The 17,745-nt window shown below is 61.2% G+C and carries 20 protein-coding genes; 7 read left to right on the top strand and 13 right to left on the bottom strand.

Features of this window, described 5'->3' with window-relative positions; genetic code table 11:
* Nucleotides 1-54 precede the first annotated feature (54 nt).
* Complete coding sequence (locus E1573_RS25955) at nt 55-420, bottom strand: YbaN family protein (protein WP_133217392.1); 366 nt, start codon at nt 418-420, stop codon at nt 55-57.
* Between the two features lie 10 nt (nt 421-430).
* Entirely contained in the window at nt 431-1,024 is a 594-nt protein-coding gene (locus E1573_RS25950) for a UPF0149 family protein (protein ID WP_133217391.1), read from the bottom strand.
* 245 nt (nt 1,025-1,269) lie between these two features.
* Here E1573_RS25950 and recQ point away from each other — a divergent pair, with 245 nt between their 5' ends.
* Both recQ and E1573_RS25940 read left to right on the top strand, forming a co-directional pair.
* Nucleotides 1,270-3,405: a DNA helicase RecQ gene (recQ, locus tag E1573_RS25945; RefSeq protein ID WP_133217390.1), complete on the top strand. Its 2,136-nt coding sequence runs from the start codon at nt 1,270-1,272 to the stop codon at nt 3,403-3,405.
* Nucleotides 3,406-3,522: 117 nt separating this feature from the next.
* Nucleotides 3,523-3,957 carry a MarR family transcriptional regulator gene (locus E1573_RS25940; RefSeq protein ID WP_133217389.1) on the top strand — a complete coding sequence of 145 codons (435 nt, stop codon included), beginning with the start codon at nt 3,523-3,525 and terminating at the stop codon, nt 3,955-3,957.
* Between the two features lie 6 nt (nt 3,958-3,963).
* Here the strand turns inward: E1573_RS25940 and E1573_RS25935 are convergent, their stop codons facing one another.
* Nucleotides 3,964-6,153, bottom strand: coding sequence for a patatin-like phospholipase family protein (locus E1573_RS25935; protein WP_133217388.1), 2,190 nt, complete (start codon nt 6,151-6,153; stop codon nt 3,964-3,966).
* A gap of 69 nt (nt 6,154-6,222) precedes the next feature.
* On the opposite strand from E1573_RS25935, the gene E1573_RS25930 reads away from it, so the two are divergent.
* Nucleotides 6,223-6,507, top strand: coding sequence for a SelT/SelW/SelH family protein (locus E1573_RS25930; RefSeq protein WP_133217387.1), 285 nt, complete (start codon nt 6,223-6,225; stop codon nt 6,505-6,507).
* A 12-nt stretch (nt 6,508-6,519) separates the two neighbouring features.
* On the opposite strand, the gene E1573_RS25925 is transcribed toward E1573_RS25930, so the two are convergent.
* The 3 genes from E1573_RS25925 to E1573_RS25915 all read right to left on the bottom strand — a co-directional run bounded on the left by E1573_RS25925 (nt 6,520) and on the right by E1573_RS25915 (nt 8,670).
* Nucleotides 6,520-7,398: a DMT family transporter gene (locus tag E1573_RS25925; RefSeq protein WP_133217386.1), complete on the bottom strand. Its 879-nt coding sequence runs from the start codon at nt 7,396-7,398 to the stop codon at nt 6,520-6,522.
* A gap of 149 nt (nt 7,399-7,547) precedes the next feature.
* Nucleotides 7,548-8,312 carry an AraC family transcriptional regulator gene (locus tag E1573_RS25920; RefSeq protein ID WP_133217385.1) on the bottom strand — a complete coding sequence of 255 codons (765 nt, stop codon included), beginning with the start codon at nt 8,310-8,312 and terminating at the stop codon, nt 7,548-7,550.
* Nucleotides 8,313-8,358: 46 nt separating this feature from the next.
* Complete coding sequence (locus E1573_RS25915; RefSeq protein WP_133217384.1) at nt 8,359-8,670, bottom strand: DUF962 domain-containing protein; 312 nt, start codon at nt 8,668-8,670, stop codon at nt 8,359-8,361.
* 160 nt (nt 8,671-8,830) lie between these two features.
* Here E1573_RS25915 and E1573_RS25910 point away from each other — a divergent pair, with 160 nt between their 5' ends.
* Nucleotides 8,831-9,922: an AraC family transcriptional regulator gene (locus tag E1573_RS25910; protein WP_133217383.1), complete on the top strand. Its 1,092-nt coding sequence runs from the start codon at nt 8,831-8,833 to the stop codon at nt 9,920-9,922.
* Here E1573_RS25910 and E1573_RS25905 read toward each other — a convergent pair.
* Nucleotides 9,879-11,333 carry a TrkH family potassium uptake protein gene (locus E1573_RS25905; protein WP_133217382.1) on the bottom strand — a complete coding sequence of 485 codons (1,455 nt, stop codon included), beginning with the start codon at nt 11,331-11,333 and terminating at the stop codon, nt 9,879-9,881. The genes E1573_RS25910 and E1573_RS25905 overlap by 44 nt on opposite strands.
* A gap of 100 nt (nt 11,334-11,433) precedes the next feature.
* Between E1573_RS25905 and E1573_RS25900 the strand changes: the two genes are divergently transcribed.
* A complete protein-coding gene (locus E1573_RS25900; RefSeq protein ID WP_133217381.1) occupies nt 11,434-11,988 on the top strand; it encodes an NAD(P)H nitroreductase in 555 nt (184 codons plus the stop codon).
* Nucleotides 11,989-12,062: 74 nt separating this feature from the next.
* Here E1573_RS25900 and E1573_RS25895 read toward each other — a convergent pair whose 3' ends face one another.
* From E1573_RS25895 to E1573_RS25870, 6 genes are all read right to left on the bottom strand, one after another.
* The gene (locus E1573_RS25895; RefSeq protein ID WP_133217380.1) at nt 12,063-13,379 is read right to left on the bottom strand and encodes a HAMP domain-containing sensor histidine kinase; all 1,317 of its coding nucleotides are present in this window, start codon (nt 13,377-13,379) and stop codon (nt 12,063-12,065) included.
* A gap of 66 nt (nt 13,380-13,445) precedes the next feature.
* Nucleotides 13,446-13,859, bottom strand: coding sequence for a Spy/CpxP family protein refolding chaperone (locus tag E1573_RS25890; protein ID WP_133217379.1), 414 nt, complete (start codon nt 13,857-13,859; stop codon nt 13,446-13,448).
* 119 nt (nt 13,860-13,978) lie between these two features.
* Nucleotides 13,979-14,656 carry a response regulator transcription factor gene (locus E1573_RS25885; protein WP_133217378.1) on the bottom strand — a complete coding sequence of 226 codons (678 nt, stop codon included), beginning with the start codon at nt 14,654-14,656 and terminating at the stop codon, nt 13,979-13,981.
* A gap of 7 nt (nt 14,657-14,663) precedes the next feature.
* Complete coding sequence (locus E1573_RS25880; RefSeq protein ID WP_133217377.1) at nt 14,664-15,068, bottom strand: translation initiation factor 2; 405 nt, start codon at nt 15,066-15,068, stop codon at nt 14,664-14,666.
* Between the two features lie 121 nt (nt 15,069-15,189).
* Nucleotides 15,190-15,489, bottom strand: coding sequence for a YciI family protein (locus E1573_RS25875; protein ID WP_028944722.1), 300 nt, complete (start codon nt 15,487-15,489; stop codon nt 15,190-15,192).
* 1 nt (nt 15,490) lies between these two features.
* The gene (locus tag E1573_RS25870; protein ID WP_218568395.1) at nt 15,491-16,099 is read right to left on the bottom strand and encodes a septation protein A; all 609 of its coding nucleotides are present in this window, start codon (nt 16,097-16,099) and stop codon (nt 15,491-15,493) included.
* A gap of 66 nt (nt 16,100-16,165) precedes the next feature.
* Between E1573_RS25870 and E1573_RS25865 the strand changes: the two genes are divergently transcribed.
* Together E1573_RS25865 and E1573_RS25860 are read left to right on the top strand one after the other, a co-directional pair.
* The gene (locus tag E1573_RS25865) at nt 16,166-17,029 is read left to right on the top strand and encodes a PHP domain-containing protein (protein WP_133217375.1); all 864 of its coding nucleotides are present in this window, start codon (nt 16,166-16,168) and stop codon (nt 17,027-17,029) included.
* A gap of 13 nt (nt 17,030-17,042) precedes the next feature.
* On the top strand, nt 17,043-17,672 hold the full coding sequence (locus tag E1573_RS25860) for an L-threonylcarbamoyladenylate synthase (protein ID WP_133217520.1): 630 nt from the start codon (nt 17,043-17,045) through the stop codon (nt 17,670-17,672).
* Nucleotides 17,673-17,745 lie beyond the last annotated feature (73 nt).

The raw sequence follows: 17,745 nt of genomic DNA, 5'->3' as shown, positions 1-17,745 counted from the left end.
TTGCCCCGCGATGCGATGTGACTGACACACCGCCATCGCGGGGCAGGCCCGCTCCTACAGATCGCGTCGCAGGGTTTTCTGTCGCAGAATGTAAATGCTGACCAGCACCGCACTGGTCAGCATGAACCCGCGTGCCCAAGGCAGAGGTACCAGGTAACACGACAGGCCAATGCTCAACCACATCAGGCCAATTGCATAGACCTTGCCCTTGAGCGGAATGCCTTGGCCACTGAGGTAATCACGAATCCACGGCCCAAGCTGTGGGTGATTGATCAGCCAATGGTGAAAGCGCGGAGAGCTGCGGGCAAAGCAGGCCGCAGCCAGCAGCAGAAACGGAGTGGTCGGCAATACCGGCAGGAAAATGCCGATCACTCCCAACGCAACACTGAGCCAGCCGACGGCCAGCAGCAGGTAGCGCATTGACGCCAACTCAGTGGTGGCGTGGTTTGAGCAGCGCAGGTGCAGGTTTTTCGTCAGGCGCATGCTGCAGCAGGTACAGCGCAGTCAAGGCCTCAGGGATCTGCACGATCATGTCGTCCATCAGGTTGGCATCGCTGGCGATGTCGGCGAATTCAGGCTGCTCGTCGAACAGACCGGAACCGACCATGATCGGCAGCAGCATTTCGCTGACTTCTTCTTCGGCGGTTTCAAACCAGGCTTCTTCGCGCATGAACACGCCTTCCATGAAGCCGATGCACCAGCCGCGCAGTTCGGAATCGTCCGGATCGTCACCCAGGTCCAGGTCGCATGGCAGCTCGAACTCATCGTCACTGGCCAACTGGCGGGCGATGTGCGCTTTGAGCTGGATCAGCGTGGCTTCGATTTCTTCACGCTGCGCTTCATCTTTGTAGCGCGGCTCTTCGGCAAACAGGGCGTCGATCCATTCGCGCTCCGGAACGGCCTCGGTCCCAATCGACAAAGCGGTCAGGTAGCCGTGGGCGGCAACGTAGTCCAGCGCTTCTTCGTGCAGCTCATCGGCGTCGAGGAAGGCTTGCAGGCGGGTCAATTGCTCGGCGAAGGACATTACAGGGCTACCTTGGGAATAAACGATGATCGAATTCTAGCATCTTGCAGCCCCTGCAAGGCAAAGGATGACGCCTATCGCAGAGGCCCCTGTGCAGGGTGACGCTCGGGTATACTGCCCGCCTTTTGAACCTGGACTGCGCGAAAGGGCATTCTGGTAAAAGCCGCTTACGCATTTTTAGCGGCAGCGGTGAAGGTTTTCATCCAGCCTGTGGCCAGGATGGTTTTGCGATTTATGGAGTGTTTATGCTCGAACAGGCTCAGCGCGTCCTCAAGGACATCTTCGGCTACGACAGCTTTCGAGGGCGCCAGGGGGCGATCATCGAATGCGTAGCCAAAGGCGGCGATGCGCTGGTGTTGATGCCCACCGGGGGCGGCAAGTCCCTGTGTTTCCAGGTGCCGGCACTGTTACGCCCGGGCCTGGCGGTGGTGGTTTCACCCCTGATCGCGCTGATGGAAGACCAGGTGGCTACCCTCGATGAGTTGGGTGTGGCCGCCGCGTCGCTGAACTCGACCCTGAGTCCGGAGCAGCAGCGTGACCTGGCCGGGCGGATTCGCCGTGGCGAGGTGAAAATGCTCTACCTGGCACCGGAACGCCTGGTGCAGCCGCGCATGCTCGATTTTCTGCGCAACCTGGACATCGCCTTGTTTGCCATCGACGAGGCGCACTGCGTCTCGCAATGGGGCCACGACTTCCGCCCCGAGTACTTGCAGTTGGGGCAACTGGCCGAGCTGTTCCCTCATGTGCCACGCATCGCCCTGACGGCCACCGCAGACATGCGGACCCGCGAAGAAATCGTCAACCGCCTGCATTTGCAGAACGCCGAACGCTTTCTGTCGAGCTTCGATCGCCCGAACATCTTTTACCGTATCGTGCCCAAGGAGCAGCCACGCAAGCAGTTACTGGCATTCCTTGGCGATCGGCGCGGTAACGCCGGCATCGTTTACTGCCTGTCGCGCAAGAAGGTCGACGATGTTGCTGCCTACCTGTGCGAGCAGGGCTTTCCAGCGCTGCCGTATCACGCCGGCTTGCCAGCTGAGACCCGAGCAGCGAACCAGCGCCGCTTCCTCAACGAGGAAGGCCTGATCATGGTCGCCACCATTGCCTTCGGCATGGGTATCGATAAACCCAACGTGCGCTTCGTCGCCCACCTGGACCTGCCCAAGTCGCTGGAAGCCTACTATCAGGAAACCGGCCGGGCCGGGCGCGATGGCCTGCCGGCCGATGCCTGGATGGCCTACGGGCTGCAAGACATGGTGATGCTCAAGCAAATGCTGCAGAACTCTGAAGGTGACGAGCGTCATAAGCGCATCGAACAGCACAAGCTCGACGCTATGCTCGCCCTGTGCGAAGAAACCCGTTGCCGCCGTCAGACCTTGCTGAACTACTTCGACGAAGAACTGCCGCAGCCGTGCGGGCACTGTGACAACTGCATCGATGGCGTGCAGACCTGGAACGCCACCGAGCCCGCCCGTCAGGCCTTGTCGGCGGTGTATCGCACCGGGCAGCGTTACGGTGTTGGTCACCTCGTGGATGTGTTGCTGGGGCGCGACAACGAAAAAATCCGCAATTTTGGCCATGAAAAACTGGCGGTGTATGGCGTTGGCAAAGACCGCTCCGAGGGCGAATGGCGCTCCTTGTTCCGCCAGTTGGTGGCACGCGGCTTGGCAGATATCGACCTGGAAGGGTACGGCGGCCTGCGTCTGTCCGACAGCTGCCGGCCTTTGTTGCGTGGCGAGGTGAGTCTGGAATTGCGCCGCGATCTCAAACCGCAGACCACCAGCAAGGGCAGCAGCAGTGGTGCCAGCCCGGCCAGCCAGTTGGTGCGCGCAGACGAGCGCGAGCAGTGGGAAGCCCTGCGTGCGCTACGGCGCAAGCTGGCAGAAGAGCATGGCGTGCCTCCGTACGTGATTTTCCCCGACTCGACCCTGCTGGAAATGCTGCGCAGCCAGCCTGCCAGCCTCAGCGAAATGGCCCGGGTCAGTGGCGTGGGGGCGCGCAAGCTGGAGCGCTACGGCGAGGCGTTTCTTGAAGTGCTGGGTGGTGCGGCCGAGGCGCCGCCGCAGGTGGCCGACCTGCGTCACGAGCTGACCAGCCTGGCCCGTGCCGGTATGACCCCGGCGCAAATTGCCGGGCAACTGAACTGCAGCGAGAAGAATGTCTACAGCATGCTGGCCGAAGCCATTGGCCGTCAGCAGCTGTCGCTGGAGCAAGCGCTGGATCTGCCGCAAGATCTGCTGGAAGAAGTCCAGGATGCTTTTCTGGACGGTGAAGGTGAGTTGCCACCCGTTTCGGCGATTGCCGAACAGTTCGGTGCCCGTGTTCCGGAAGGGGTTCTGTATTGCGTAAGGGCGGCGTTAGCGGCTGAATTTGAGATGTAAGCGGCGTTTTGTCATCTTTTAAAACGATTGTCAGACAGATACAACTGAGCTGAGCCTTGCCTGTTACGCAGGAGCATGGTTAGCTGACTAACAATTAGTTCTGATGATGAGTTCTCTATGCCGTTGACTGATCAACATCGCTTCGGAATGCAGCTAGCCCAGATGTCACGAGGCTGGCGCGCCGAACTGGACCGCCGCCTGGCCGGGCTCAATCTGTCCCAAGCCCGCTGGCTGGTGCTGCTGCATCTGGCCCGATTTGACGAAGCACCCACCCAGCGTGAGCTGGCCCAGAGTGTGGGCGTCGAGGGGCCGACCCTGGCGCGCTTGCTCGATAGTCTGGAGTCCCAGGGCCTGGTACGGCGTCAGGCGGTGCTGGAAGACCGGCGGGCGAAAAAGATTCACCTGTGCCCACCGGCCAAACCGCTGATCGACCAGATCGAAACCATTGCCAACGCATTGCGCGCCGAGTTGTTCAGCGGTGTCGACGAAGAAGACATGCGCGTGTGCATGAAGGTGCACGCGCGCATCCTGGCGAACCTGGAAAAATCCTGACCGGCCTCAGAAGGTGTGACCCAGGTTCAGGTACAACGCCTTCTGATTTTCGCTGTTCGCCCCGTAGCTGAAGTTCAACGGGCCCAGCGGCGTTTCGAAACCAACGAAAACACTGGCAGCATTGATATAGCCACTGTCGAAATCGTTGTCATTGTTCCAGACCCTGCCACGTTCCAGCGACCCGCCCAGATACAGCGGGAAGTCCAGTGGCAGGTAGGCCCGAGGCGTCAGCCGACGGTAATAGACCATACGCATCAGGCTCATGTTCTGCCCGGACACCGAATCCTGGCGGAAGCCTGACAGTTGCCGGGCACCTCCCAATACAAAGCTTGAAGTCACCACTTCGGCGTCATCGATGGTTCGCCCGTACTGGCCGCCCAGCACCCAGGTATTCGGGCCACTGCTCAGGGCTTTGTCCAGTTTGAAGTTCCACTGCCGGTAACGTTGGTCAGAACCAAGGTCAGGATCGAACTGGCGCAGGGTCAGGCTGATGTCTTCACCGCTGTGCGGGAAGTAAACGTTGTCGAGGGTGTCGAACGAATATTTCAGCTCGTAGAAGCCTTCGTTGAAGCTGAAGTGCGGCAGGTCTTGATCGCCAATCCGTACATCGGCATTGCCCCAGGCCTGGCCGACACCGAAGCGCACTTCGCCGCTGTTGCCGATCTGGCGCCCCAGGTTCAGGCCAAATCCGTAGCGCTCCAGGCGGTATTCAGCAATCGGGTCTTCGTCCAGGGTGGCTTCGATGTTTTGCGAGCCGAGGTCAATGTAGGGGGCGATGAAGTAGCGCGAACCGGCATCCAGCGGTTGATAGAACTCGCTGTACAGCTCTTGCTGGTCGCCGATCTGCGCCCGGGTCAGCCACTCGGCGCCGAGGCGGTTGATACCATTGACCCGGTAACTGGCACCTATGTTGAAAGCGCTGTCGCCGCGCAGGTCATCCGACAAGGCAAGGCCCAGGCGCAGGTAATCGGTGCCGCCGCGGCGACCGCGGGCATTGATCACCAGGGTGTTGTCGCTGCCCTTGTGCACCACCCGGTACTGAACCCGGTCGAAGTAGTCCAGGCCGTAGAGGGTGCCCATGTCAGTCTGCAGACGGCCCAGCTCCAGGGGTTCGCCAATCGGTTGGCGAATGTAGAAGCGGATCACATCGTCGCTGACTTTCGAGTCGTTCTCGATCCTGATCGCGGTGATCACCGGCGTGCGTTGACTCGGTGAGCGCGCAGCGTTCAGTTCGGTATCGTTGCTTTCGGTGTGTTTGAGGCTTGCCAGGCGCGCGTCCAAGGCTCGGGCCGCGCGGTAGCCGGCGTCGATCATCTCCTGGGCACGGCCAAAGTCGGTGACGCCGAAGCTGGCCATTGGCGGCTGGATGAGGATGTCGTCACGATGCAGCTGCGCCAGTTGTTCCTCAGAGTTGCGCCGGGTCATCAGGGTGATCGACTGGTTGAGTACATCGACCACGGTGCTCAGTTGCTTGCGATCACGCAGCGGCGAGCCGATATCGACGACTATCGCCAGGTCTACCCCCATCTCGCGGGCAACATCCAGAGGGATGTTATCGACCATGCCGCCGTCTACCAGCAGCCGGCCATCGATATCGACCGGGGCGAACACTGCCGGTATCGACATGCTGGCGCGAATCACTTGCGGCAGGTGCCCGCGCTTGAACACCACTTTCTCACCACTGGCGATATCGGTGGCCACGGCACGGAACGGAATCGGCAGCTTGTCGAAGTCGCGGGTATCACTGGTGTTGGCCAGCAGGCTTTCCAGCAGCAGCGCCAGGTTCTGCCCCTGGATCACCCCCAGTGGCAGGCCGAGGCTGCCATCGTCGCGGAAACTGAGCTTCTGTTTGACCAGGAAGTCGCGGTCATCCTGTTTACGCCGGAAGGGCACGTCCTTGCGCGGTGGTGCATCGGAAAGGGCCTGCTGCCAGTCAATACTCAAGGCGAGCTTCTCCAGCTCTTCGATGCTGTAGCCCGAGGCATACAGGCCGCCGACCACCGCACCCATACTGGTACCGGCAATGGCATCGACTTTGATGCCTTGTTCCTCCAGCGCTTTGAGCACGCCGATATGGGCGAGACCACGGGCCGCTCCGCCCGACAGCACCAGGCCGATTTTCGGCTTTGGCGGTTCAGCGGCCAGGAGCGGGAAGGAAACGACCAACAGCAGCAGGCTCAACAGCAAGCGGTGCATCACGACTCTCGGAGCAAAGGCTAAAGACCGCTAGTATAAGCATCCCCGCCTGTCAGGAGTCTGATTGCTGTGAATGTCCATAAAGCCGAAGTCGTCATTACTTATTGCACTCAATGCCAGTGGTTGCTGCGTGCCGCGTGGTTGGCGCAGGAACTGCTCAGCACCTTCAGTGACGACCTTGCCCGGGTTACCCTGGAACCCGCCACCGGCGGCGTTTTCCGCATCACCTGCGACGGTGTGCAGATCTGGGAGCGCAAGGCCGATGGTGGCTTCCCGGAAGCCAAGGTGCTCAAGCAACGGGTTCGCGACCAGATCGACCCGCAACGTGACCTGGGCCACAACGACCGTTCTTGATTCACGGCGACCTTACGCCGCAGCGGCCTTGGCTGTTTGATTGCCCGCCGCCAGGCGGCTGGATATGACGATGGCCAGGATGATCAGTACGCCGCCGACAAGCATGCGCAGGGTCGGCGCCTCCGCGAAAATCAGCCAGGCCAGGGCAATGCCGTACACCGGTTCCAGTGCAAACACCACCGCTGCCGTGCGTGCCTTGATGACCGCCAGGCTTGCAACGAACAGACTGTGAGCAACGCCGGTACAAAACACACCGAGCAAGGCGATCCACAGCCAGTCCATGGCTGGCACGGTGGTCAGTGCCGGGGCCGCAGCGGGCAGCAGACAGAGTGCAACCACTGCGTTCTGGCACAAGGCTGCCTGTACCGCGGGTACGCGTCCGTTGGAGGCTCGGTTGGTCAGCGACAACAACGAGAACAGCAAGCCGGAAAGTACAGACCACAGCAGGCCACCAGTGGCCTGGCTGGCGAGGTCGAAGTCGGGTGTTACCAGGATCAGGCCGATACTGACCAGCGCCACCAGCATGATTTCGTTGCTGCGGACCCGTTCGCGAAACAGCAGGCTTTCAAGAATGACGGTGAAGGCCGGGAAACTGGCAAAGCCCAAGGTGGCAATCGCCACACCTGCGACTTTTACGGCAATAAAGAAGCTGACCCAGTGCCCAGCCAGTAACACGCCCCCTAGTGCCAGGCGGCGCCAATCTTGACCTTGAAGCGGTTGCCAGCCCTTTCGCGCAACACGGGCAAAGATGCCCAGCGCCAGCACCGCAAAGGCAGCGCGGCCAAACACAATGACCGACGGCGCCGCCTGGGCCAATTTGCCGAAGACGCCAGTCAGGCCGAAGAACAGCGCGCCGATATGCAGGGCGCCGAGGGCGGTGCGGTGGTTCATGATTATCCTTGCAGTCTTGTAGGAGCGGGCTTGCCCCGCGATTGCGATACAACTGACACACCGCAATCGCGGGGCAAGCCCGCTCCTACCGGAAATGTGTCAGGCAGTTTAAAGGTGCAGTGGCGCAGGTGTCTGTCGCGCGCCTCGCGTCAGTTGTCGCCAGGCTCTTGTCGCAGGGCCCGAGGCGAGCAGCCGAAGGCGCGCAGCACGGCAGCGGAGAAAGCGCTTTGCGAGGTGTAGCCCACTTGCTCGGCAATCTCGCCAATCGGTAACACTGTTTCCTGGAGCAAACGGCGAGCTTTCAGCAGGCGGCGCTGGCGGATGTAGTCCATCGGCGTGATCGACGCTTCGGCAATGAAGCGGGCATGCAGACGAGCACTGGAGAGCCCGGCCAGGCGGGCCAGGTCGGCGACCTGCAAGGGGTAAGCGGCGTTTTGCTCAATGTGGGCATCGAACGCGGAAAAGGGCAACTGCTTCGCGATGACGCTTGGTTCTGAAGCAGTGTTGAGGCTGGCCAGCAACAACACAGCACCTTGTTGGGCAATCAATGGGTCGGCCACCGGGCCAGCCGCCAACCAGTCGACCAGCTGCTGTTGGTGGTTGTTCAGCAACAGCGCGCCACGGTGCTCCAGCAACCGCTGGCTGGCCGAGGCCTGGTCGCCCAGACTGTTTTTGACCCAGATATCGCCAGGTACATCGAGCACCAGGCACTGGCTGCCGTTGGCGCTGGCGCAGGTGTGATGGGTACCGCCCGGTACCACGATCAGCCCCTGACGATCAATGCGCGCACCAGAACCGTCAAGTTCGAAATCCAGTTGCCCACGCACGCCGAACACCAGCTGCGGGTGGTCATGGCTGTGGGTAATCAGGGCGTCACTGTAATGGCGTACAGAGAGTATCGAACTGCTGCTCATGGCGGTGTTCTCCAGACAGTGGCAGCAGTGTATCGCGGTGCCCTTATCAGAAGGATACTTTTCCGCGCAGCATGTCGCGGTACATGGCGAAATCGCCAATCAAACTGTATAGCGGGTAAGTGAACGTGGCCGGGCGGTTCTTCTCGAAGAAGAAATGGCCGATCCAGGCGAATCCGTAGCCGGCGAACGGCAACACCAGCAGCAACAGCCATTTGCCGCTGGCCAGGGTAAAGGCGAGCAAGGCGATGACCAGCGTGGTACCGACGAAGTGCAAGCGCCGGCAAGCCGGGTTGCTATGTTCTTGTAAATAATACGGATAGAACTCGGCAAAACTGCGAAATTGCTGAGGACTGCTCATGGCACGGCTCCCAAGGCTCACGATATGGATGAAGATGCACGGCGTGGAGCCTGATCTGAGTCTAGAGTGAGTAAAACCGTTGGACAGTGACAATCGGCGCCAATTAAGTATCCTTTGCGTTCGCCGCAGGAGCGGACAGCCCGAACATAAGAAGCCAGCCATGAGCGAGAGAACCACGTCAGCAAGCTGGGCATCAGGGATCGTCAAGGCACTCGAGCTGGAAGGGCTGGATTGCCGCGCCATGTTCAACCAGCTCGGCCTGGACTTCGCCGCGCTGGATGACCCCGACGCTCGTTTTACCCAAGACTCCATGACCCGTTTGTGGCAACTGGCAGTCGAACTTTCCGGCAACCAGGCTATTGGCCTGAACATGGCCAGGGTGGTACGACCGGCTTCATTCCATGTTGTCGGCTATGCCTTGATGTCCAGCCGAACCCTGGCCGAAGGGTTCGAGCGTCTGGTGCGCTATCAGCGCATTATTGCCGAAAGCTCCGATCTGAGCTTCACCCTGCAGCCGGAAGGCTATGTATTGGTCCTGACCGTGCATGGCGATCATCTCCCGCCCACTCGCCACAGTGCCGAAGCCTCATTGGCCTGTGCGCTGTCGCTGTGCAGTTGGCTCAGTGGCCGGGTGATACAACTGCGGCGCGTGCTGATCCAGGGGCCGCAACCGCTGGACGTAACGCCCTACAAAACGGCCTTTCATGCGCCGCTGGTGTTTGGTGCGGAGCACGACGCGCTGGTGTTCGAGCGCGCTGACATGGAAGCACCGCTGCCGACCGCCAACGAAGCCATGGCCATACTGCATGATCGTTTTGCTGGTGAGTACCTGGCGCGTTTTTCCGAAAGTCGCGTCACTCATCGGGCCCGCCAGGTGTTGTGCCGGGTGTTGCCACAAGGTGAACCCAAGCGCGAGATGGTCGCCCAGGCCTTGCACTTGTCGCAGCGCACCTTGCAGCGGCGGTTGCAGGAGGAGGGCACCAGTTTTCAGACCTTGCTCGACGATACCCGCCGCGAGCTGGCTGAGCAGTACCTGGCACAGCCCAGCATGACCTTGCTGGAAACCGCCTACCTGCTGGGCTTTGCCGATCCGAGCAATTTCTTCCGGGCGTTTCGCCGCTGGTTCGACGTGACGCCGGGCGAGTATCGTGCGCGGATGGGGGAGGGCACTGCCGCGCCAGCGCCCGAGCCGGACGCTGAGGCTGCGGTCAGTGACGCCAGAATGCCGGCATACACAGCACCAGCACCGTAATGATCTCCAGGCGGCCGAGCAGCATGCCGCCTGCCAGAATCCATTTGGCCGCATCAGGCAGCGTGGCGAAGTTACCGGCCGGGCCAATGGTTTCGCCCAGGCCGGGGCCGACACCGGATACCGTACTGGCGGCGCCGGTCAGCGCGGTCATCCAGTCAACCCCGAGCAGCGACAGCAGCAGCGCGATGATGCAGATGGTAATGGCGAAGAAGAACGAGAAGGTCAGAATCGAGCGGACAATCTCTTCGTCCAGGCGGTGACCGTTGTATTTCTGCTTGATCACCGCGCGAGGGTGGATCAGTTGATTAAGGTTGGCCTTCAGCAGGATGTAGGCCACCTGGAAGCGGAAGATTTTGATCCCGCCGGCGGTCGAGCCGGAGCAGCCGCCGACAAAGCCCAAGTAGAAAAACAGCATCAGCGAGAAGTTACCCCACAGGCTGTAGTCGCCCAGGGCAAAACCGGTGGTGGTCACGACCGAGGTAACGTTCAGTGCCACATGGCGCAAGGCTTCAAGCCAATGCAGTTTGGTCGTTGCCCAGTACCAGGTACCCAACACCAGCCAGGTCACCAGCAGCATCAGCAACAGGCCCTGGACCTGTTGGTCCTTGATCAAGGCTTTGCGGTTGCCACGCAAGGTGGAAACGTACAGGGCAAAGGGCAGGCTGCCGAGGATCATCACCACAACGGCGACCCAGTGCACCGCTGGTTGTTGCCATTTGGCCAGCGACTGGTCAGAAGTGGAGAACCCGCCGGTGGAGATCGCCGACATGGCATGGTTGATGGCGTCGAACGCGTTCATCCCTGCCAGCCAGAACGCCAGCCCACCTAGGGCCGTGAAGCCGACGTACACCGCCACGATCGATTTGGCGACCATGTGCGAGCGCGGCATGACCTTTTCAGAGCGGTCCGAGGATTCGGTCTGGAACAGGCGCATACCACCGATGCGCAGCAACGGCAGAATCGCCACGGCCATGGCGATAAAGCCGATACCCCCCAGCCAGTGCAGCAGCGAGCGCCACATCAGGATGCCGGGTGACATGGTGTCCAGGCCGCTGAGTACGGTGGCGCCAGTGGCGGTGATACCGGACATGCTTTCGAAGAAGGCGTCGGTGTAGCTGATGTGTTGCGTGAGCAGGAACGGCAAAGCAGCAAAGATACACACCACCAGCCAGCTGCTGACCGTCAACAGGTACATGTCCCGCGGGCGCAGGTGGACATGCTCGGGGCGCCCTTGCAGTACCAGGGCCAGCCCGGCAACGAAAGTGATCATGCTGGCCCACAGGAACGACGGCAGATCGCCCGTGCGGTCGAAGATCACCAGGGTGGCCATGGGCACGACCATGCTGATCGCCAGGGTGATCAGGAAGATGCCGATGATGAAACCAATCGTCCTTAGGGTCGGCAACGCCATGTGATCTGCTCTGACTCGTTACGGAAGGGCGCCATTCTACCTATGGACCTTTTTAAGTAAACGCTAGAATAGCCGCACATTTCTCTTTAGGGGGTAGCCGATGGAGGCTCTCGACGCATTGCTCAACCGTGTTTCCGTCCCACGCCTGGTGGAACCTGCGCCGAATGCGGCACAGCGCGAGGGGCTGTTCCAGGCTGCCCTGAGGGCGCCCGACCACGGTCAGCTACGGCCTTGGCGCTTTTTGACGATCGAAGGTGAGGGGCGGGTCAAGTTGGGTGAACTGTTTGCCGAGGCGGTCAAGGCCAAAGGCGATGCCAGTGCCGCTGACCTGGACAAAGCCCGGGCCATGCCGTTGCGCGCACCGTTGATGGTGGTGGTGATTGCGCGTTTGCAGGATCACTTCAAAGTGCCCGAGTCGGAGCAGCGTCTGGCGGCGGGCTGCGCGGCTCACGGAATCCTGTTGGCGGCCCATGCTCAGGGTATTGGAGCCGTTTGGCGTACTGGCGATATGGCGTATAACAAGCAAGTTGCTGCGGGCTTGGGGCTGAGTGATAAAGAAGAGATCGTAGCTTTCCTCTACCTGGGTACGCCACAGACCGAGCCGCGCACGGCGCCGATGCTGGCCACGGCAGACTTCGTCACTGCCTGGGGCTGATGGGCCCAATCGCGGGGCAAGCCCGCTCCTACCGGCTCGGTGGGAGCGGGCTTGCCCCACGATACGCTCTCAGATCAGCCACGCAATTCCAGGCGGGCCACAAACCCACCCTGCGGATGATTCTCCAGCGTCAGGCTACCGCCATGACGCTCTGCTGCTTTGCGTGCAATCGCCAGGCCCAGGCCATGACCTGCCGAACTTTGCCCCGGCGCGCGAAAGAACGGTTCGCCCAGCTGCGCCAGGTGTTCTGCAGCCACCCCCGGCCCATGGTCGCGCACCGTCAGCACGATACGCTCGTTGTCTTGCACGGCTGTGATTTCAATCGGCTGTCCGGGCGGGTTGAAGCGCAGGGCATTGCGCAGCAGGTTGTCCACGGCCCGTTCGATCAAGGTTGGCCAGCCTTGCAAGGTCAGGCCGCTTTGCGTGTGCAGTTGTATGTGCTGGTCAGGGGCATTGAGTTGGGTTTCTTTTTGAACAGCCTGCAAAAGCGCATCCAGGTCCACTGTTTCAGCCCGCGCCTGCTCGGCATCGACCCGCGCCAATACCAGAATTTCGCTGATCAGCGCTTCCAGGCGATCACATTCGCGGGTCAGGCGTGGCCAGAGTGCCTGGCGCTGTTCCGGTTCAGCCCGCTCGGCCAGGGCCAGGGCAATTCGCAAGCGCGCCAACGGTGAGCGCAGTTCATGGGAAACGTCGCGCAGCAGTTGGCGCTGGCTGCCGATCAGGCTCTGCAGGCGCGAACCCATACGGTTGAAGTCGTTGGCCAGTACACCGAATTCATCACGCCGGTTGGCCAGGCGCGCCAGGCTGTTTTGCTGGTAACTGGTTTGTCCAAGGTCGTGCACTGCACCGCGCAGACGGCTGAGCGGGCGGGTGATGGACAGCGTGACAAACAGGCTGAACAAGGTCAGCACCACCAGGGCAATCCCCAAGGCACTTAGCGGCCAGAGCAGGCTGTCGCGGTGCCAGGCGTCCAGCTCCGGGTGCGGAATGCGGTAGATCAGCAGGTAGGTGTCGCCGCTGTCGGGGCTGGTGTACTCCTCGGTCAGGCGGCGCCAGGGCAGGCGGCGTTCGTCATTGTGCCGGCGGGCCTCGAAGACTGCTGCCCGTCGTGGAAAGGTGCCGGGCACGACAGCTTCGCCACTGTCGTTGAGCACTTGCACGTCGATGTTGTAGTGGTGTTTGCGCCGCTCCAGAAAACGCTGGGCCGACTCCGGCCCTTGCTGTTCGTAACGCTGGGTCCACTTCGATGCCAGGGTGTTGAGGCCCGGGTGGCGACTGAGAATCCAGGCATCTTGGTTCAACATGTGCCCGAGCAGGATCGACAGGCCCGCGACCAGGGCGATGGCCAGCCAGAAACTGGCAAGGATGCGCCAGAACAATGAACGCAAGGCAGGCTCCTTCAACGACAAAAAGCCCGGCCTGCACAAAGGCAGGCCGGGTGGGTGGCTGACAGCTTACTGGGCCTTGGTGGCTTTTTCAGCTTTCCAGGTTTTGAACTCATCCCATTCGGCACGGCGTTGGTCTTGCTCTTTCTTCAGCTCATCGAACTTCTTCTGCTGATCAGGCTTGAGCAGGGCGCGGATATCGGCCTGGGTTTTGTCCTTCTTGGCTTTCAGCTCTTCTTTCAGGGCTTTCTGGTCGGCTGCCGGGAGCTTTTCCAGGTAGCGCTTGGTGATTTCCTGACGGCTTTTCATCTGCTCGCCCATCAGTTTGCCGATTTGCTGACGCTGTTCGCGGGTCAGGTCCAGCTGGGCGAAAGGCGCTCCACCGCGGTGGTGATCGCCGTGGTGCGGGCCGTCTCCTGGCATGGCCATGGCGACAGTCGGCAGTGCGGCAGCGAACATCAGGGCGATAAGGGTCTTGCGCATGGTCTCTCTCCTTTCAAAGGCCGGTGATAACCGGATGTGCCCAGTGTAGGGAGATCAAGGTCAATGGCGGTCAGGCAAGGGTAAAGCTTGCGTAAAGATGCCCAAGCGCCTTGCTGACATTACAGGCTGTAGTAGTAGCCACGGCTGCGTAGGGCCACGATGCGCGGGCGGCCGTCCGGGTGTGGGCCGATTTTCTTGCGCAGGTTGCTGACGTGCATGTCCAGACTGCGGTCATACAGGGTCAATTTGCGGCCCAGGGCGATTTGCGCCAGTTCTTGTTTATCCAGCGGCTCGCCCGGCTGCTTGAGCAGGGCTTCAAGAATTCGACTCTCGGAGAGGGTCAGGGTCATCTCATGTTCATCGAGGCTGACCACGCCGCGGGCTGGGCTGAACGACAGGTCGCCCACTTCGATCTGGCTCGGCGTGGCGCTGGGGTGGCTACGGCGCAGCACAGCGCGCAGACGCGCGGTCAGCTCGCGCGGATCGCACGGTTTGGCCAGGTAGTCATCGGCGCCCAGTTCAAGGCCCAGAATACGGTCGAGCGGTTCGCCGCGCGCCGACAGCATTACCACCGGCAATTCGGCGTGTTCGTGGCGCAGTTGCTTGAGCAGCTCCAGGCCGCTGCCGTCGGGCAGCATCACATCCAGCACCACCGCCGACGGCGCCTGTTCGGCCAGTGCCTTGCGGGCGCTCTGGCCATCGTGGCAGGCGCGCACCACAAAACCTTCCTGGGTTAGCCAGCTGCCGAGCAGCTCGCACAGTTCCTGGTCATCATCAATCAGTAACAGCTCGCTCATGACTCACTCAATTCAACCATTGCCGACGCTTTCTGTGTCCGCCGCTGGCAAAGATACCGCAGAGTGCGGCCAAGAGGGCAACTGCACCACCAATCAGGAACCATTGTTGCTGGTCGGTGATCAGGCGTTCCGGGGCGTTGGCCTGGAGTTCCTTGAGTGCCAGTTTCAAACGCTGGTTTTCCTGACGCAGGCGAGTGAGCTGGGCGCTTTCACGCTCGCTGTCGGCATTGTGCAGTTGTTGGGTCAGCGCTTCGCGCAGGCGCTCGCTTTCCTGCAGTCGTTGCTGCAATTCAGTGATCTGGCTACCCGCACTGAGTGACAACGGGGTGCTGGCAACGGCAGGTTCTTCGGCCTGGGCAAGCGGGGTCAGCAACAACAGGCACAGCAGCAGGGACAACGGACCTTGACGCATTGGAACTCCTGATTCTTGTCGATTCAGCAGGTTGTCGGCTGGCAGGCGAGAATAATGAGCAGTTGCGTCGGTAAATGCGGGGGGAGCGCGGTGCGCACAGAGGCGCACCGCGTGGAGCGGGTTACGGCAGGACTTGCTTGAACGGCTTGACCACAACCTTGTCGTAAACGCCGGCGGCGATGTACGGGTCGGCATCGGCCCACGCTTGTGCCGCGGCCAACGAGTCGAATTCGGCGACGATCAGGCTGCCCGAAAAACCGGCTGCACCTGGATCATTGCTGTCGATGGCCGGGTGTGGGCCGGCCAGCACTACACGGCCTTGTTCTTTGAGCTGTTGCAGGCGTTCGATATGCGCAGGGCGAGCGGCCAGGCGTTTTTCCAGGGAGTCGGCAACGTCGCTGGCGATGATGGCGTAGAGCATGTCAGTCCTCATGCTTCGGGGTGGAGGGCGGGGTTGTCGGGTCGCTGTCGTGCAGGTGGCGGGACAGGTAGACGCCCTGGCCCACGAGGAACAGTACGGTCATGCCCAGGCTGCCGAACACCTTGAAGTCCACCCAGATCTCCTGGAAGGTGAAGGCGACGAACAGGTTGGCGGCGCCGCAGAACAGGAAAAACCCGATCCACGCCAGGTTCAGACGGGTCCAGACGGCGTCCGGCAGGCTGATGGCGTGGCCCATGATGCGCTTGATCAGCACGCGGTCGCCGATGAAGTGGCTACCGGCGAAGGCGACAGCGAACAACCAGTTGACCACCGGTGCTTTCCACTTAAGGAAGGTTTCGCTGTGGAAGGCCAGGGTCAGGCCGCCGAACACCAGGCAGGCGACCAAAGTCAGCCATTGGCCCTTTTCCAGCTTGCGCTGGCGGATGAACAGCGCGCCGTAGACCACCACCGAGCTGATGATCAGCATCGCTGTGGCACTGAAGATGCCTCCCAGTTCGAAGCTGTGACCGGCGAATTCGACGGCGCGAGGTTCGAGTTTGAAGACAATGAAAAACAGGAGCAGCGGGATGAAATCGATGAATTGTTTCACAGTGGCAGCCAGAAGCAGGATGTGACGGCATAATAACAAACATCAATGACAGCGAAAGCGCCACCTATGAATGTTGATCTGCACTGCCACAGTACGGCCTCCGACGGCGCCTTGTCGCCGACGGCACTGGTTGCCCGGGCCCATGAGCACGGCGTGCGGATGCTCTCGCTGACCGACCACGACACCCTCGAAGGGCAACTGGAGGCCCGCGCAGCGGCCCAGGCCCTGGGAATGCAGTGGGTCAGCGGGATCGAGCTGTCGTGCACCTGGGGTGGGGCAACCATCCATGTGCTGGGCTACAACTTTGCCCTCGATGCTGCACCGTTGCTTGAGGCGGTTGAGGCGTTGCACCGCGGGCGCTGGTTGCGCGCCGAAGAAATCGACCGACGGTTGGCGCTCAAAGGCATGCCCGGCGCGCTGGAGGGCGCGCGGCTCATCCAACAGGAGCTGGGCGACAGCGGAAATGCTCCGGCGCGCCCGCATTTTGCCGAGTTTCTGGTGCGTGCAGGCCACGTGAAAGACCGCTCCGAGGCGTTTCGCAAGTGGTTGGGCGCCGGCAAGCTGGGCGACGTCAAACTGCACTGGCCTACCCTTGATGAAACCGTACAAACCCTGCGCAATGCCGATGCTTGGGTCAGTCTGGCGCACCCGATGCACTACGAATTAACGCGAAGCAAGCGCCGACGCCTGATTGCCGACTATATTCAAGCAGGCGGCCAGGCACTGGAAGTGGTTAATGGGATGATGCCGGCCGAGCAGGTGGGGACAATGTCGATCCTCACCCGTGAGTTCGGTCTGCTGGCCAGTGCTGGCAGTGACTTCCATGGCCCCGGCACCTGGGGCGAGATCGGTGCCTACCGGCCACTGCCAGAGGATCTGCCACCGTTGTGGCGTCGATTCAAACATGAGCAGCCTATCGCGGCCGACTGAACAGGAAGAGCATGTGAGTCAATTTTTCCAGATTCATGCGGAGAATCCGCAACCGCGCCTGATCAAACAGGCCGTGGAAATCATCCGCAAGGGTGGGGTGGTGGTGTATCCCACTGACTCGGCCTATGCCCTGGGGTGTCAGATCGGCGACAAGAACGCCGTGGAGAGAGTGCGTCGCCTGCGCCAGCTGGACAAGACCCACAACTTCACCCTGATGTGCTGTGACATGTCGCAGTTGGGTGTGTTCGCCAAGATCGATACCGGTATTTTCCGTATCCTCAAAGCGCATGTGCCCGGCCCCTACACGTTCATCCTCAACGGTACCCGTGAAGTGCCACGCCTGTTGTTGCACGAAAAGCGCCGCACCATCGGCTTGCGTGTACCGCAGAATCCCATTCTGCTGGCGTTGTTGGCCGAGCTGGGTGAACCCTTGATGAGCGTCAGCCTGATCCTGCCAGGCCACGAAGAGCCGATGACCGACCCTTATGAGATCCGTGAGCAACTTGAGCGTCAGGTCGACCTGATCATCGATGGCGGCTTCGGCGACCTCAAGGCGTCCACGGTGATCGACCTGACCGGCGATGAGCCGGAGGTGATCCGCGTCGGCTGTGGCGATCCAGCACCGTTCATGGTTGAAGCGTGAGCCAGGCTTCAACCACCGAACCCGGTATCGATCCGCAAGCAGGCGCCCAGCAGGAACTGCCGCTGGTATTGGT

It is taken from the genome of Pseudomonas sp. H9 (assembly GCF_004353925.1).
Lineage (GTDB): Bacteria > Pseudomonadota > Gammaproteobacteria > Pseudomonadales > Pseudomonadaceae > Aquipseudomonas.
Note: the sequence above shows the minus strand (reverse complement) of the source record. Positions and strands in the feature narration are given on the sequence as shown.